Origin of the sequence: Mesorhizobium sp. LNJC394B00 (genome assembly GCF_000502555.1) — a bacterium.
Taxonomy (GTDB): Bacteria; Pseudomonadota; Alphaproteobacteria; order Rhizobiales; family Rhizobiaceae; genus Mesorhizobium.
On the sequence record NZ_AYWH01000001.1, the window covers coordinates 334,347 to 351,081 of the forward strand.

At 63.4% G+C, this 16,735-nt stretch carries 9 protein-coding genes and 1 pseudogene; all 10 read left to right on the forward strand.

Going from position 1 to position 16,735, the window contains the following annotated elements; all coding sequences use genetic code 11:
* Positions 1-188 precede the first annotated feature (188 nt).
* The 10 genes and pseudogenes from X751_RS161785 (at position 189) to X751_RS161745 (ending at position 16,348) form a co-directional block, all read left to right on the forward strand.
* Entirely contained in the window at positions 189-1,205 is a 1,017-nt protein-coding gene (locus X751_RS161785) for a sugar ABC transporter substrate-binding protein (RefSeq protein ID WP_023670724.1), read from the forward strand.
* A gap of 150 nt (positions 1,206-1,355) precedes the next feature.
* Positions 1,356-2,417, forward strand: a complete 1,062-nt coding sequence (locus X751_RS161780; protein ID WP_023670725.1) for an ABC transporter permease — start codon at positions 1,356-1,358, stop codon at positions 2,415-2,417.
* On the forward strand, positions 2,414-3,196 hold the full coding sequence (locus tag X751_RS161775; protein ID WP_023670726.1) for an ATP-binding cassette domain-containing protein: 783 nt from the start codon (positions 2,414-2,416) through the stop codon (positions 3,194-3,196). The genes X751_RS161780 and X751_RS161775 overlap by 4 nt, the downstream gene beginning before the upstream one ends.
* 140 nt (positions 3,197-3,336) lie before the next feature.
* The gene (locus X751_RS161770) at positions 3,337-5,799 is read left to right on the forward strand and encodes a glycogen/starch/alpha-glucan phosphorylase (protein WP_023743703.1); all 2,463 of its coding nucleotides are present in this window, start codon (positions 3,337-3,339) and stop codon (positions 5,797-5,799) included.
* 71 nt (positions 5,800-5,870) lie between these two features.
* On the forward strand, positions 5,871-8,084 hold the full coding sequence (gene glgB, locus X751_RS161765; RefSeq protein ID WP_023743704.1) for a 1,4-alpha-glucan branching protein GlgB: 2,214 nt from the start codon (positions 5,871-5,873) through the stop codon (positions 8,082-8,084).
* A gap of 83 nt (positions 8,085-8,167) precedes the next feature.
* The gene (gene glgC, locus X751_RS161760) at positions 8,168-9,433 is read left to right on the forward strand and encodes a glucose-1-phosphate adenylyltransferase (RefSeq protein ID WP_023715696.1); all 1,266 of its coding nucleotides are present in this window, start codon (positions 8,168-8,170) and stop codon (positions 9,431-9,433) included.
* Positions 9,434-9,452: 19 nt separating this feature from the next.
* On the forward strand, positions 9,453-10,898 hold the full coding sequence (gene glgA, locus X751_RS161755) for a glycogen synthase GlgA (RefSeq protein WP_023684577.1): 1,446 nt from the start codon (positions 9,453-9,455) through the stop codon (positions 10,896-10,898).
* Positions 10,899-10,901: 3 nt separating this feature from the next.
* Entirely contained in the window at positions 10,902-12,530 is a 1,629-nt protein-coding gene (locus X751_RS161750; protein WP_023684576.1) for an alpha-D-glucose phosphate-specific phosphoglucomutase, read from the forward strand.
* 157 nt (positions 12,531-12,687) lie between these two features.
* Positions 12,688-14,699, forward strand: a pseudogene (gene glgX, locus X751_RS01000000163400) (glycogen debranching protein GlgX).
* Complete coding sequence (locus X751_RS161745; RefSeq protein WP_023743705.1) at positions 14,699-16,348, forward strand: alpha-glucosidase family protein; 1,650 nt, start codon at positions 14,699-14,701, stop codon at positions 16,346-16,348. Before glgX ends, X751_RS161745 begins: the two are co-directional and overlap by 1 nt.
* Positions 16,349-16,735: the final 387 nt, after the last annotated feature.

Below are 16,735 nucleotides of genomic sequence, written 5' to 3' on the forward strand. Positions count from 1 at the left end.
CGGCAGAATGAGTGAACCGCGCAAAGCTGTCAATAATAAATAAGAGTGATTTAATTATTGACAGGCGGCTCCCGCTGGTGTCATTTGAGGGCGCGTCCACACTGGGAGAACTTCAGTGGATGCGCTCGAGATGCCGGTTGGCGGCATCCGCATAGTTCCATGGGAGGAAGATCGTGACCAAAGCATTATTGAAGTCCACCGTGTTCGCCGCGGCGGGCCTCGGCCTGATGGCGTTTGCTTCGACAGCATCGGCCGCCGGCGTCGGCGCCTGCCTGATCACCAAGACCGACACCAACCCCTTCTTCGTCAAGATGAAGGAGGGCGCGACCGCCAAGGCCAAGGAACTTGGCGTCGACCTCAAGACCTATGCCGGCAAGATCGACGGCGACAGCGAGAGCCAGGTGGCGGCGATCGAAAGCTGCATCGCCGACGGCGCCAAGGGCATCCTGATCACCGCGTCCGACACCAAGGGCATCGTGCCGACGGTGAAGAAGGCGCGTGACGCCGGCCTGCTGGTGATCGCGCTCGATACCCCGCTGGACCCGATCGATGCCGCCGACGCGACCTTCGCGACGGACAATCTGGAAGCCGGCAAGCTGATCGGCGCCTGGGCAGCCGCGACCCTCGGCGACAAGGCCAAGGACGCCAAGATCGGTTTCCTCGACCTGACCCCCTCACAGCCGACCGTGGATGTGCTGCGCGACCAGGGCTTCATGATGGGCTTCGGCATCGACGTGAAGGATCCCAACAAGATCGGCGATGAGGACGATGCCCGCATCGTCGGCCACGACGTCACCAACGGCAATGAAGAAGGCGGCCGCAAGGCGATGGAAAACCTTCTGCAGAAGGACAACTCCATCACCGTCATCCACACCATCAACGAGCCCGCCGCTGTCGGCGCCTACCAGGCGCTCAAGGCGGTCGGTCTCGAAAGCCAGGTGCTGATCGTCTCGGTCGATGGCGGCTGCCCCGGCGTGAAGTCGGTGACCGAAGGCGTCATTGGCGCCACCTCGCAGCAATACCCGCTGCAGATGGCGGCACTCGGCATCGAGGCGATCGCCGCCTTCGCCAAGGACGGCGCCAAGCCGAAGCCGACCGAAGGCAAGAACTTCTTCGACACCGGCGTCAACCTCGTCACCGACAAGCCGGCCAATGGCGTGAAGTCGATCGACACCAAGGAAGGCCTCGCCAAGTGCTGGGGCTGATGGCTGTCTGACAGCCAGCGACAAGCTGACGGCCGGGGGCTTGATCCCCGGCCGCTTCGGGTGGACGATGCGTCACGCGAATAATCCCGGCAGCAGACCGGACAGGCGCGAGCGGGTCTCGGCATGGAGCTGAAGCCCAGGGGAGGAAACATGGCTCAAGCACAGGAATTCGAGAAGGTTCTCTCGAGCAGCGACACAAGCGTTGCCGCCTTTGACGAGCACAAATCGGCCGTCAAGCGCATCCAGCATTTCCTGCACTCCACGCCGGCGGCGGTGCCGCTGATTGTGCTGGTCCTGTCGATCGTAATTTTCGGCATCGCCATTGGCGGGCGTTTCTTCTCATCCTATACGCTGACGCTGATCCTGCAGCAGATCGCCATCGTCGGCATCCTCGGTGCCGCGCAGACACTGGTCATCCTGACCGCCGGCATCGACCTGTCGATCGGCGTGATCATGGTGATTTCAGCCGTGATCATGGGCAATTGCGCGGTCAGCTACGGCATGCCGGCCGTGCTCGCAGTGCCCATCGGGCTTGCCGCCGGCGCAGCCTGCGGCCTGCTCAACGGTTTGCTGGTCGCCTACATGAAGCTGCCGCCGTTCATCGTCACGCTCGGCACCTGGAACATCGTCATGGCGACGAACTTCATCTATTCGGCCAACGAGACGATCCGCGATACCGATGTCGACGCCCAGGCGCCGCTGCTGCATCTCTTTGCCCTGAGTTTCAAGATCGGCACGGCGGTGCTGACACTGGGCGTCATCGCCACGGTCGTGCTCGTTTTGATCCTCTGGTACGTGCTCAATCACACCGCCTGGGGCCGCCATGTCTACGCCGTTGGCGATGATCAGGAGGCGGCGAAGCTGTCTGGTATCCAGACCAAGAAAGTGTTGATGACGGTCTACACCCTTGCCGGGTTGATCGCCGCTTTCGCTGCCTGGGTTTCCATCGGCCGCAACGGCTCGATCTCGCCGTCAGCCGCCGTCACCGACTACAACCTGCAGGCGATAACCGCGACGGTGATCGGCGGCATTTCACTGTTCGGCGGGCGCGGCTCAATTCTGGGCACCCTTTTCGGCGCGATGATCGTCGGCGTCGTCTCGATGGGCCTCAACATGCTGGGCGCCGATCCGCAATGGAAGGTGCTGCTCACCGGTGTGCTGATCATCGGCGCCGTGGCGATCGACCAATGGATCAGAAAGGTTTCGGCATGACCGTGGAACCCATCCTCACCGCGCGCGGCCTGATCAAGCGCTATGGCCGTGTCACCGCCCTCGACAATGCCGACTTCGACCTCTACCCCGGCGAAATCCTGGCCGTCATCGGAGACAATGGCGCCGGCAAATCATCGCTGATCAAGGCGATTTCCGGCGCCGCCGTGCCCGACGAAGGCGAGATCCGTCTTGAAGGCAAGGCTGTCGCTTTTAAATCGCCCATGGAGGCGCGCGAGGCGGGCATCGAGACGGTCTACCAAAACCTGGCTTTGTCGCCGGCCCTGTCGATCGCCGACAACATGTTCCTCGGCCGCGAGATCCGCAAACCCGGCTTCCTCGGCGACTGGCTTCGTATGCTCGACCGGCCCGCAATGGAAAAGCGCGCCCGCGACAAACTCACCGAGCTTGGGCTGATGACCATCCAGAACATCAGCCAGGCGGTGGAAACGCTGTCCGGCGGCCAGCGCCAGGGCGTTGCGGTGGCGCGCGCCGCCGCTTTCGGCAGCCGCGTGGTGATCATGGACGAACCGACTGCGGCACTCGGCGTCAAGGAGAGCCGCCGCGTGCTGGAACTGATCCTCGACGTCAAGAAGCGAGGCCTGCCGATCGTGCTGATCTCGCACAACATGCCGCATGTCTTCGAGGTTGCCGACCGCATCCATATCCATCGGCTCGGCCGCCGCCTATGCGTCATCGATCCCAAGCAATATACCATGTCCGACGCCGTCGCCTTCATGACCGGAGCGAAGGTTCCGCCGGAGGCTGCACTCGCTGCCTGATCCGCTCGACGGATAAATTGCCGCAGGGGAACTGGCGGCATGCTGGTCTAAATCGATTGAACGTATGTTGCGATGCACTAGGATAGGCTGGGACTGAGAGCGAAAGCCGGTATGATCGCAGCACGATCACGAGAGGCAGTATGACGCGAACAATGACAGCCAAAGCCCCCGATCTCGAAATACCCGATCCCAAGACGCTGGCCGACGAAGTCTTGCTGGCTCTCAAATACCGGGTCGGCAAAGGCACCTCCGTTGCCACGCAATATGATTGGCTGACAGCCTCGATCAAGGTCGTGCGCGACCGCATCGTCGATCACTGGATGCAGGCGACGCAGGAGGCCTACGCCCAGCAGGAAAAGCGCGTCTATTACCTGTCGCTCGAATTCCTCATCGGCCGGCTGATGCGCGATGCCTTCTCCAATCTAGGCCTGATGGACAATATGCGAGAAGCGCTCAAGTCGCTGGGCGTCGACCTCGACCTCATCGCCGGGCTCGAACCGGATGCGGCGCTCGGCAATGGCGGTCTCGGCCGGCTCGCCGCCTGCTTCATGGAAAGCATGGCGACCGTCGACATTCCCGCGCATGGCTACGGCATTCGCTACGCCAACGGCATGTTCCGCCAGGAGATCCATGATGGCTGGCAGGTCGAACTGCCCGAAACCTGGCTCGACCACGGCAACCCTTGGGAGTTTGAGCGGCGGGAGCGTGCCTTCGAGGTCGGCTTCGGCGGCTCGGTGGAATCGATCACCTCCAAGGATGGCCGGCTCGAGCGTCACGTCTGGAAGCCGACCGAGCATGTCCAGGCCGTCGCCTACGACACGCCGGTGGTTGGCTGGCGCGCCAACCGCGTCAACACGCTGCGGCTTTGGTCCGGCATGCCGGTCGATCCGATCCTGCTCGACAAGTTCAACGCCGGCGACCACATCGGCGCGCTGGCCGAAAGCAACAAGGCCGATGCCTTGTCGCGCGTGCTTTACCCCGCCGATTCCCACAAGGCCGGCCAGGAACTGCGGCTGCGGCAGGAATATTTCTTCTCCACCGCGTCGCTGCAGGACATCGTCCAGCGCCATCTCAGCCAGTATGGCGATCTCGCCTCGCTGCCCGACAAGGCGGCGATCCATCTCAATGACACCCATCCGGCGATCGCCGTGCCGGAGCTGATGCGCCTGCTGATGGACGTCCATGGCATGGATTTCGACCAGGCCTGGGATATTACCAAGCGCACCTTCGGCTACACCAACCACACGCTGCTGCCAGAGGCGCTGGAAAGCTGGCCGGTGCCGCTGTTCGAGCGGCTTTTGCCGCGCCACATGCAGATCGTCTACGCCATCAATGCGCAGGTTTTGCTTGAGGCCCGCGCCACCAACCAGTTTTCCAATGAGCAGATCAGCCGCATCTCGCTGATCCAGGAAAATGGCGACCGCCGCGTGCGCATGGGTAACCTGGCCTTTGTCGGCTCGCACTCGATCAATGGCGTGTCGGCGTTGCACACCGAACTGATGAAGGAGACGGTGTTTGCCGATCTCCACAAGCTCTATCCCGAGCGCATCAACAACAAGACCAACGGCATCACCCCACGCCGCTGGCTGATCCAGTGCAATCCAGGCCTCACCGCGCTCACCCGCGCGGCGATCGGGGACCGTTTCCTCGACGACATCGACGCCATCAAGGGGCTCGAAGCCTTTGCCGGTGACGCCGCCTTCCGCGACAAGTTCGCCGCCGTCAAGCGCTCCAACAAGGTCAAGCTCGCCAATCTGGTCGCCGACCGGCTCGGCATCAAGCTCGACCCGTCGGCGCTGTTCGACATCCAGGTCAAGCGCATCCACGAATACAAGCGCCAGCTGCTCAACATCCTGGAAGCGATCGCGCTCTACGATCAGATCCGCTCGCATCCCGAGCAGGACTGGATGCCACGTGTGAAATTCTTTGGTGGCAAAGCGGCGCCCAGCTACCACAATGCCAAGCTGATCATCAAACTGGCCAACGACGTCGCCAAGGTCATCAACAGCGACCCGTCGGTGCGCGGTCTGCTGAAAGTGGTGTTCGTGCCGAACTACAATGTCAGCCTGGCCGAGGTGATGATGCCGGCCGCCGACCTGTCCGAGCAGATTTCGACTGCCGGCATGGAGGCGTCGGGCACCGGCAACATGAAGTTCGCGCTGAACGGCGCCTTGACCATCGGCACGCTCGACGGCGCCAATGTCGAGATCAAGGAATGCGTCGGCGACGACAACATCTTCATCTTCGGCCTGAGCACGGCGGAAGTCGCCGAGCGGCGCAGCAATGGCTACAACCCGCGCGCCGTGATCGAGGGCTCCCCTGAATTGGCGCAGGCTGTTGCCGCAGTATCGTCGGGCGTGTTCTCGCCCGACCAGCCGGATCGCTACCGCGAGCTGGTCGACGGCCTCTACAACAGCGATTGGTTCATGGTGGCGGCGGATTTCGACGCCTATGCCGCCGCCCAGCGCGATGTCGACGCCGTCTGGCGCAACAGCCCCGACTGGTACGCGCGTGCGATCCGCAACGTTGCCCGCGTCGGCTGGTTCTCTTCCGATCGCACGATCCGCCAATATGCGAAAGAAATCTGGAACGTGCCCGCCTGATATGATTGCATGAGGCCACGAGCAACGGGTCTTGTGCACAAGAACTGGTTCCCAGGGAGGGACACCGCCTGATGAAGAAACCGCGCGCGACCGCGACGACGAGCGGGTCGGACGGGCTGGCGTCAGCCGGCGATGTCGCCGCAATTGTTGCAGGCACGCATGGTGATCCCTTCGCAGTGCTGGGTGTGCATGAAGCCGACAAGGGCCTGGTTGCCCGCTGCTTCGTCCCCAATGCCGAGTTCGTCACCGCCTATACGCTGACCGGCAAGAACGCCGGCGAACTCACGCGGCGCGACGACGCCGGTTTCTTCGAAGGCAGACTGTCGATCAAGAAGCGTCAGCCGCTGCGCTATCACGCCAAAAATGCCGGCGGCGACTGGTGGCTGACCGATCCCTATTCCTTCGGCCCGGTGCTCGGCCCGATGGACGACTACTATATCGCGCAAGGGTCGCACCTCAGGCTGTTCGACAAGCTCGGCGCCCATCTCCTCGACCATGAAGGCGCGTCGGGCGTCCATTTCGCCGTCTGGGCGCCCAATGCAAGGCGCGTCTCCGTGGTCGGCGACTTCAACGAATGGGACGGCCGCCGTCATACGATGCGCGACCGCCGCGACACCGGCATCTGGGAGCTGTTCATTCCCGATATCGGCGCCGGCCACCCCTATAAATACGAGATCATTGCCCCGGACGGCGTGCGCCTGCCGCTCAAGGCCGATCCGTTCGCCTTCAAGTCGGAATTGCGCCCGGCCACAGCCTCAGTGACGGCGGTGCCGCCGGCGCATGAATGGGGCGACGAGGCGCATCGCAATTACTGGCGAAAGGCCGATCCCCGGCGCGAAGCCATATCGATCTACGAGGTCCATGCCGGTTCGTGGCAGCAGCACGATGATGGCAGCTTCCTGTCATGGGACGAACTCGCCAACCAGCTTATCCCCTATGCTGTCGAGACCGGCTTCACCCACATCGAGTTCCTGCCGATCTCCGAACATCCCTATGACCCGTCATGGGGTTATCAGACAACCGGACTTTATGCCCCCTCGGCGCGCTTCGGCGACCCCGACGGCTTCGCCCGTTTCGTCGACGGTGCGCACCGCGCCGGCGTCGGCGTCATCCTCGACTGGGTGCCGGCGCATTTCCCGGTCGACGCGCATGGCCTCGCCAATTTCGACGGCACCGCACTCTACGAGCATGCCGATCCGCGCAAGGGTTTTCATCCCGACTGGAACACCGCGATCTATAATTTCGGCCGCCGCGAGGTGGTGTCGTTCCTCGTCAACAACGCGCTGTTCTGGGCCGAGAAATACCATGTCGACGGTTTGCGCGTCGATGCGGTGGCCTCGATGCTCTACCTCGATTATTCGCGCAAGGCCGGCGAATGGATCCCCAACGAGAAGGGCGGCCGCGAAAACCTCGAAGCGGTGTCCTTCCTGCAGAAGATGAACAAGGAGGTCTACGGCCACCATCCCGGCGTGATGACCATCGCCGAGGAATCGACCTCATGGCCGAAGGTCTCGGCGCCGGTGCATGAAGGCGGGCTGGGCTTCGGCTTCAAATGGAACATGGGCTTCATGCACGACACGCTGGAGTATTTCGCCAAGGAGCCGATCTTCCGCAAGCACCACCACAACGACCTGACGTTCGGATTGACCTACGCTTTCTCCGAGAATTTCGTGCTGCCGCTGTCCCATGACGAGGTCGTGCACGGCAAGGGCACGCTGCTCGGCAAGATGGCCGGCGACGACTGGCAGAAGTTCGCGACTTTGCGCGCCTTTTACGCCTTCATGTGGGGGTATCCCGGCAAGAAGCTGTTGTTCATGGGCCAGGAATTCGCCCAGCGCCGCGAGTGGAGCGAGGCGCGCGCGCTCGACTGGAACCTGCTCGACTTTCACCCGCATCGCGGCGTCTGGCAGACGGTGCGCGACCTCAACTATCTCTATCGCTCGCGCCCAGCGCTGCATGCACGCGACTGCGAGCCGGACGGCTTCTCCTGGCTGATCGTCGACGACAAGGAAAATTCGGTCTTCGCCTGGCTGCGCAGCGCGCCCGGCGGCAACCCGATCGCCGTCATTTCCAACTTCACGCCAGTGCCGCGCGACAATTATCGCGTGCCATTGCCCAAGGTCGGCAAATGGCGCGAAATCATCAACACCGACGCTTCGGACTACGGTGGTTCGGGCAAGGGCAATGGCGGTGTGGTCGAAGCCAGGGCGGAAGGAGGAGGCATTTCGGCAACGATGCTTTTGCCGCCGCTGTCGACGATCATGCTTGAACTCGTTGCGGACTAGGTCCGTCAACTCGTTTCGGATTAGGTCCGTCGACTCGTTGCGGACCGGGCGATGCTCCAGACTGGTAATTTGGGAGGGTAAAGATGGCAGACTTGAAGAGAACCCAGCCGCTGGCGCGCGATGCCATGGCCTATGTGCTGGCCGGCGGCCGCGGCAGCCGGCTCAAGGAATTGACCGACCGCCGCGCCAAGCCGGCTGTCTATTTCGGCGGCAAGACGCGCATCATCGATTTCGCGCTGTCCAATGCGCTGAATTCCGGCATCCGCCGCCTCGGTGTCGCCACCCAGTACAAGGCGCATTCGCTGATCCGCCACCTGCAGCGCGGCTGGAACTTCCTGCGGCCGGAGCGGAACGAAAGCTTCGACATCCTGCCGGCCTCCCAGCGTGTCTCGGAAACGCAGTGGTATGAAGGCACGGCCGACGCCGTCTACCAGAACATCGACATCATCGAGGCCTATGGCCCCGAATACATGGTCATCCTGGCCGGCGACCACATCTACAAGATGGACTACGAGCTGATGCTGCGCCAGCACGTCGATGCCAATGCCGATGTCACTGTCGGTTGCCTTGAAGTGCCGCGCTTGGAAGCGACCGGCTTCGGTGTCATGCATGTCGACGGCAAGGACAACATCATCGCCTTCGTCGAAAAGCCCGCCGACCCGCCCGGCATTCCCGACAAGCCGGAATTCGCGCTGGCCTCGATGGGCATCTATGTCTTCAAGACCAAGTTCCTGATGGAACAGCTGCGCCGCGATGCGGCCGAGCCAGGCTCCAGCCGCGACTTCGGCAAGGACATCATCCCCTACATCGTCCAGCATGGTAAGGCGATCGCGCATCGCTTCGCCAAATCCTGCGTGCGCTCGACTGCCGAGAACGAGGCCTACTGGCGCGATGTCGGCACGGTCGACGCCTACTGGGAAGCCAATATCGACCTGACCGATATTACCCCCGAACTCGACCTCTACGACCGTGACTGGCCGATCTGGACCTATGCCGAATTGAAGCCGCCGGCAAAGTTCGTGCATGACGAGGATGGCCGGCGTGGTTCGGCCGTCTCCTCGCTGGTCTCAGGCGATTGCATCGTCTCGGGTGCTTCGCTGAAGCGCAGCCTGATCTTCACCGGCGCGCGCATCAACTCCTATTCGACGCTGGAAGAGGTCGTCATGCTGCCCGACGTTCATGTCGGCCGGAACGCAAAGTTGAAGCGCGTCGTCATCGACCACGGTGTAAGGATACCGGAAGGGCTGGTGGTTGGCGAAGACCCTGTTCTCGACGCCAAGCGTTTCCGGGTTTCGGAAAAGGGCATCTGCCTGGTCACGCAGGACATGATCGACAAGCTGAAGCTGTAAGACGGGGTACCATAAACGCATGCAGGTTCTGTCGGTCACGCCCGAGATATTTCCGCTGATCAAGACCGGCGGACTTGCCGACGTGACCGGCGCATTGCCGATCGCGCTGGCCGCCAAGGGCGTGACCATGCGGACGCTCATCCCCGGCTTTCCCCAGGTGATGGACGCCTTCAAGAAAAAGAAGGCTGTCTACCAATACCCGCTGCTGCAGGGCGGCAAGGCTTCGGTCCATGCCGTCAAGATCGCCGGGCTCGACCTGTTCGTGCTCGACGCGCCGCATCTCTACGACCGTCCCGGCGGCCCTTACGGCAATGCGGCCGGCGCCGATTGGCCCGACAATTGGCGGCGTTTTGCTGCGCTGAGCCAGGTCGGTGGCGATATCGCCGGCGGCGCCATTTCCGGCTACCAGCCGGATCTCGTCCACGCCCATGACTGGCAGTCGGCGATGACGCTGGCCTATATGCGCTACGGCAAGGCGGTCGGCGTACCGTCGCTGATCACCGTGCACAATCTTGCCTTCCAGGGTCAGTTCGGCGCCGGCATTTTTGGCGAGCTCGGCTTGCCGGCCGCGGCGATGGCGCTTGACGGCGTCGAATATTATGGCGGCGTCGGCTTCCTCAAGGCCGGCCTGCAGGCGGCCTGGGCGATCACCACGGTGAGCCCCACCTATGCCCAGGAAATCCGCTCGCCGGAATTCGGCATGGGCCTCGACGGCCTCATCAACATGCGCTCTTCCGACCTCTACGGCATCGTCAACGGCATCGACACCGACATCTGGAACCCGCAGACCGACAAGCATCTGGTGTCGGCCTACTCCGCCGCGACGCTGAAGGCTCGCCTTCCCAACCGGGCGGTTGTCGAGGACCGCTTCAGCCTCGAGCGCGACGACAGTCCGATCGTCTGCGTCGTCAGCCGGCTGACCTGGCAGAAGGGCATGGACATACTGGCGGCTGTGGTCGACGGCGTCGTCGCCACCGGCGCGCGGCTGGCGATCCTCGGCTCAGGCGACGCCGGCCTGGAAGGCGCGCTGCTGGCTGCAACCGCCCGCCATCGCGGCCGTGTCGGCGTCGTCGTCGGCTATGACGAGGGGCTTTCCCACACCATGCAGGGCGGCTGCGACGCCATCGTCATCCCATCGCGCTTCGAGCCTTGCGGGCTGACCCAGCTTTACGGCCTGCGCTATGGCTGCGTGCCGGTCGTCGCCCGCACCGGCGGCCTTGCCGACACCATTATCGACGCCAATGAAGCAGCGATCTCGGCAGGTGTCGCCACCGGGTTCCAGTTCGCGCCCAATAGTGGCGGCGCCATGCTGCACGCCATCCGCCGGCTGGTCGATGCGCATTCGAGCCCGGCCGTCTGGGAACAGATCCAGCGCCAGGGCATGAAGGCCGATGTCTCCTGGGACAAGAGCGCCGACAAATACGTTGAACTCTACCGCCTGCTGCTTTCGAAAAGGGTTGCCTGAAGCATGATCCGGACCGTCGCCACCAAACCCTATCTCGACCAGAAACCCGGCACGTCCGGCCTGCGCAAGAAGGTGCCTGTCTTTCAGCAGGAGCACTATGCCGAGAACTTCATCCAGTCGATCTTCGACGCGCTGGAGGGCTTTGAGGGCAAGACGCTGGTGATCGGCGGCGACGGCCGCTTCTACAACCGCGAGGTCATCCAGAAGGCCATCGCCATGGCGGCGGCCAACGGCTTCGGCAAGGTGATGGTCGGGCAGGGCGGCATATTGTCGACGCCGGCGGCGTCGCATGTCATCCGCAAATACAAGACCTTCGGCGGCATCATCCTGTCGGCCAGTCACAATCCGGGCGGCCCGCACGAGGATTTCGGCATCAAGTACAATGCCGGCAATGGCGGCCCGGCGCCGGAAAAGCTGACCGACGCGATCTTCGAAAAGACCAAGACGATTTCGAGCTTCAAGACTGCCGACATCGACCAGATCGACATCGACAAGATCGGCACGGTGACCGCCGGCGGCATGGCGGTCGAGATTATCGACCCGGTCACCGACTATGCCGAATTGATGGAGAGCCTGTTCGACTTCGACGCCATCCGCGCCAATTTCAAATACGGCTTCCGCATGCGCTTCGACGCCATGCATGCGGTCACAGGCCCGTATGCCAAGGAAATCCTCGAGCGCCGGCTCGGCGCGGAGAATGGCACCTGCCGCAACTACAAGCCGCTGCCGGATTTTGGCGGCCATCACCCGGATCCGAACCTGGTCCACGCCAAGCATCTCTATGACGAGATGATGGGACCGGATGCGCCCGATTTCGGCGCCGCTTCCGACGGCGACGGTGACCGCAATCTCATCATCGGCAAGGGCATTTTCGTCACCCCGTCGGATTCGGTGGCCATGCTTGCCGCCAATGCGCAATTGGCGCCGGGCTACAAGGACGGCCTCAAAGGCATCGCCCGCTCGATGCCGACCAGCGGCGCTGCCGACCGCGTCGCCGAACAGCTCGGCATCGGCATCTACGAAACGCCGACCGGTTGGAAGTTCTTCGGCAATCTGCTCGATGCCGGCATGGCAACGATCTGCGGCGAGGAAAGCGCCGGAACCGGCTCGAACCATGTCCGTGAAAAGGACGGGCTGTGGGCGGTGCTGTTGTGGCTGAACATCCTGGCCGTGCGCGGCGAAAGCTGCAAGGACGTCGTCACCGAACATTGGGCGACCTACGGCCGCAATTACTATTCACGTCATGACTATGAGGAGGTCGAAACCGAGCGCGCCAACGCCCTGGTCGACGAGTTGCGCGCGAAGCTCGCTTCGCTGCCCGGCACCAGCGTGCGCGGCCTGAAGATCGCCAATGCTGACGACTTCGCCTATCACGATCCCGTCGACGGTTCGGTGAGCAAGAACCAGGGCATCCGCATCCTGTTCGAAGGCGGCTCGCGTGTCGTGTTTCGTTTGTCCGGCACCGGCACGTCGGGTGCTACGCTGCGCGTCTACATCGAGCGCTACGAGCCGGACAGAGCGCGGCATGATCTCGACACGCAAGAGGCGCTCGCTGACCTGATCGCGGCTGCCGATGATATCGCCGGGATCAAGAGCCACACCGGGCGCAACAAGCCGAGCGTGATTACTTGAGGGTGGTGACGTCTTTACCCTCCCCCTTGTGGGGAGGGTCGATCCGCGCAGCGGATCGGGTTGGGGGTGCTCGTAAAGCGCTTTCCCCGCGCCGACCCCCACCCCGCTCACTTCGTTCGCGACCCTCCCCACAAGGGGGAGAGTGGAGGATGCGCCGATGACCCAGCTCGGCGCAACCGTCACTCCCGAAGGCATCCGCTTCGCCGCCTGGTCGTCATCCGCGCGGCGCCTGTGGGTGTCGATCTTCGACGACACCGGCGCCCGTGAAATCGACCGGCTCGAACTTCAGCCGGAAAGCGAGGGCGTCCATGCGCTGTTCGTCGCCGGCCTTGCCGCGGGTACGCGCTACGGCTTTCGCGCCGACGGCGAATATGCGCCGGAGCGCGGGCTGTGGTTCGATCCCGACAAGCTGCTCACCGATCCCTACGCCGTCGAGATCGACCGGCCCTACCAGCATCATTGGCGGCTTGCCGCCCGGCGCAACGAAGGCACCGATACCGCGCCGCTGATGCCGAAGACCGTCGCCCGCGCGCTGCCCAAGCCGCTGCCGGCCAAGGCGCCTTTGTTCCAGCCGGGCGGTCTGATCTACGAACTCAATGTCCGTTCCTTCACCAGACTGCATCCGGACGTGCCCCAAGCGCAGCGCGGCACCATTGCGGCACTTGCGCATCCGGCCATCCTCGAACACCTCAGAAAGATCGGCGTCTCCGCCGTTGAGCTGATGCCCGTGACGGCATGGATCGATGAGCGCCATTTGCCGCCGCTCGGCCTCAGCAACGCATGGGGCTACAACCCAGTCACCTTCATGGCGCTCGACCCGCGCCTGGCGCCCGGCGGCCTCGCCGAGTTGCGCGATACTGTGAGGGTGCTGCGCAGGGCTGGCATTGGCACCATCCTCGATCTCGTCTTCAATCATACCGGCGAAAGTGACCGGCTCGGGCCGACGCTGTCGCTGCGCGGCCTCGACAATCAAGCCTACTACCGCAGCGAGCCGGACGGCAGGTTGGCCAACGATACCGGCACCGGCAATACCATTGCCTGCGACCATCCGGTCGTTCGCGACATGGTACTCGACACGCTGCGCCATTTCGTCCGCCATGCCGGCGTCGACGGTTTCCGCTTCGACCTGACGCCGGTCCTCGGCCGCGTCGCTGGCGTATTCGATCCGGCGGCCCCGTTGCTCGATACCATCGCTGGCGATCCTCTGCTTGCCGATAGGGTGCTGATCGCCGAGCCGTGGGACATCGGCCCGAATGGCTATCAGCTCGGCAATTTCCGGCCGCCATACCTGGAATGGAACGACCGCTACCGCGACGACGTCAGGCGCTTCTGGCGCGGCGATGCCGGCGCGGTCGGTGCGCTGGCGACAAGGCTCGCCGGCTCCTCCGATGTGTTCGGCAGGGAGGGCCAATCCGCCAGCCGCACGGTCAACTTCATCGCCGCGCACGATGGCATGACGCTGGCCGATATCGTCGCTTATGAAGCCAAGCACAACCAGGCCAATGGCGAGAAGAACCGCGACGGCCACAATGAGAACCTGTCCTGGAACAACGGCGTCGAGGGCGAAACCTCGGACAAGGCGATTGCCGAGGCCCGTTCCCATGATCGCTTCGCGCTGCTCGCCACTCTATTTGCCTCGCGCGGCACCATCATGCTGACGGCGGGCGATGAATTCGGCCGCACGCAAGGGGGCAACAACAACGCCTATGCGCAGGACAACGCCATCACCTGGCTCGACTGGGCCGGGCGCGACGTCGGGCTGGAAGCCCATGTGTCCGTGCTCGCAGCTCTGCGCGGCGCGGTGCCGGCGCTTTCCGATACGCGCTTCCTGACCGGAGAGCCGCCGGCCGGTTCTGAAACGCCCGACGTCGCCTGGCTGACCGAGACCGGCGCGCCGCTCANGCGCCGCTCAGCGAAGCCGACTGGAACGATGGCTCGCGCCATCGCCTCGTCATGCTGCTCGGCGATGGCGGGGAAGGCCGCCTGGCTGTGATCGTCAATGGCGATCGCCGCCAATGCGTCTTCACGCTGCCCGCGCGGCAAGGGTTTGAATGGCAGCCGGCTGTTGAAGCGCAAGCGGTCGACCTCGCGTGGCCGCTGCCCGGCCGCAGTGTCAGTTTCATGATCGAGCGCCGGACCGCAAAGGCCCGCGCCAGGAAGGGTCCGTGATGGCCGACGACAATGCCCAGCCGGGACCCGAACAGAGCGCCGACTGGTGGCGCGGCTGCGTCATCTACCAGATCTATCCTCGCTCCTTCCAGGACACCACCGGCGACGGCAGCGGCGACCTCTCAGGCATCACCTCACGGCTGGCGCACGTCGCCTCGCTCGGCGTCGACGCCGTCTGGCTGTCGCCCTTCTTCAAATCGCCAATGGCCGATATGGGCTACGACGTCTCCGACTATCAGGCGGTCGATCCGATGTTCGGCACGCTCGACGACTTTGACGCGCTGGTTGCCGAGGCGCACAGGCTCGGCCTGAAGGTGATCATCGATCAGGTGTTGTCGCACTCCTCCGACAAGCACGAATGGTTTGTAGAGAGCCGTGCCAGCAAGGATAATCCCAAGGCTGACTGGTATGTCTGGGCCGACACCAGGCCGGACGGCAACGCGCCCAACAACTGGCTGTCGGTCTTCGGCGGCCCGGCCTGGGAGTGGGACGCGACCCGCCGGCAATACTACATGCACAATTTCCTCGCCTCGCAGCCGGACCTCAACTTCCACAATCCTGAGGTTCAAGACGCGTTGTTGCAGACGGTGCGGTTCTGGCTCGAGCGCGGCGTCGACGGCTTCCGCCTGGATACGGTCAACTACTATGTCCACGACCGCTGGCTGCGCAGCAACCCGCCGCTGGCGTCGAGCGTCGCCGGCACCAACGGCGAAACCAACACCTATCTCTTCCAGGAGCACCTGTTCGACAAGACGCAACCGGAAAACCTCGATTTCCTCAGGCGCTTCCGCGCTTTGCTCGACGAATATGACGGCCGCGCCAGTGTCGGCGAGGTCGGCGACGAAGGCCGCTCGCTGCAGACGCTGGCCGCCTACACATCCGGCGGCGACAAGCTCAACATGTGCTACACCTTCGACCTGCTCGGCCCGCAATTCTCAGCCGCCCATGTGCGCGGCTGCGTCGAGGCCTTCGAGGCAGCTGTCGCCGACGGCTGGGTCTGCTGGGCGTTCTCCAACCACGATGTCGTGCGCCATGTCAGCCGCTGGACGCGGCCGGGCGGCGATCCAGATGCGGTGGCGACATTCGCTATCGCTTTGCTCTCCTGCCTGCGGGGCTCGATCTGTCTCTACCAAGGCGAAGAGCTTGGGCTGGAGGAGGCGGAACTGACCTTCGAGGATCTGCGCGATCCCGTCGGCATCCGTTTCTGGCCGGGGGTAAAGGGCAGGGACGGCTGCCGCACACCGATGGTCTGGGAAGCGGGCGCCGACAATGCCGGTTTTTCCTCGGGAAAACCCTGGCTGCCGGTGCCGGAAAGCCACCGCGCTCGGGCGGTCGATATCCAGAACGCCGACGACAAGTCCGTGCTCGCCGGCTACCGGACGATGCTCGCCTTGCGCAAGGCGCATCTGGCGCTGGTCAAGGGCCCGATCCGCTTTCTCGATACCGACGGCGATGTCCTTGCCTTCATCCGGCAGGGCGAGGACGAGATATTGCTCTGCGTCTTCAATTTCGCCGACAAGCCGGCCGACTGGCGGCTGCCGCCGGATCTCCAGCCTGTCGAGGCGATCGCTCTGGGTGGCGGTGCCGTCCTGCAGGAGGAGGGGCTGTTGCTGCCGGCCCTGGGCTGGTTTGTCGGCAAGGTTGGCTGATCTTTCAGGGACGCCGTCCGGCTTCAAAAGATCGAGTCCGCATGCAACCGTGCCGAGTGATCCGCGCAACGTCACCGGCGCCACGTTTTTCATTTTCGGGCTTCTTAGGTACTTTCGTTGAGCTTCGCCACGAACTGCATTCCCGGAATGTTTCCAGATGGTTGCGCTAATGACAACTGCTGAGGGCAAAATGCAAAATTGCAGGACAACCGCAAGCTGCACCCAATTGAACCTGGTAATATAGATTAGCTATGGCTGGTTTAGGGTGAGGATGCTCACTTAGCGTCAAGCAAGACTCGGTTGAAATAATATTTCCGTCTGTCTAGTCTCCTGCCACCAGCTGCCGGAACGGGAACCGGCGGCGCGCTCGAAGGGGCCAGAAATCGG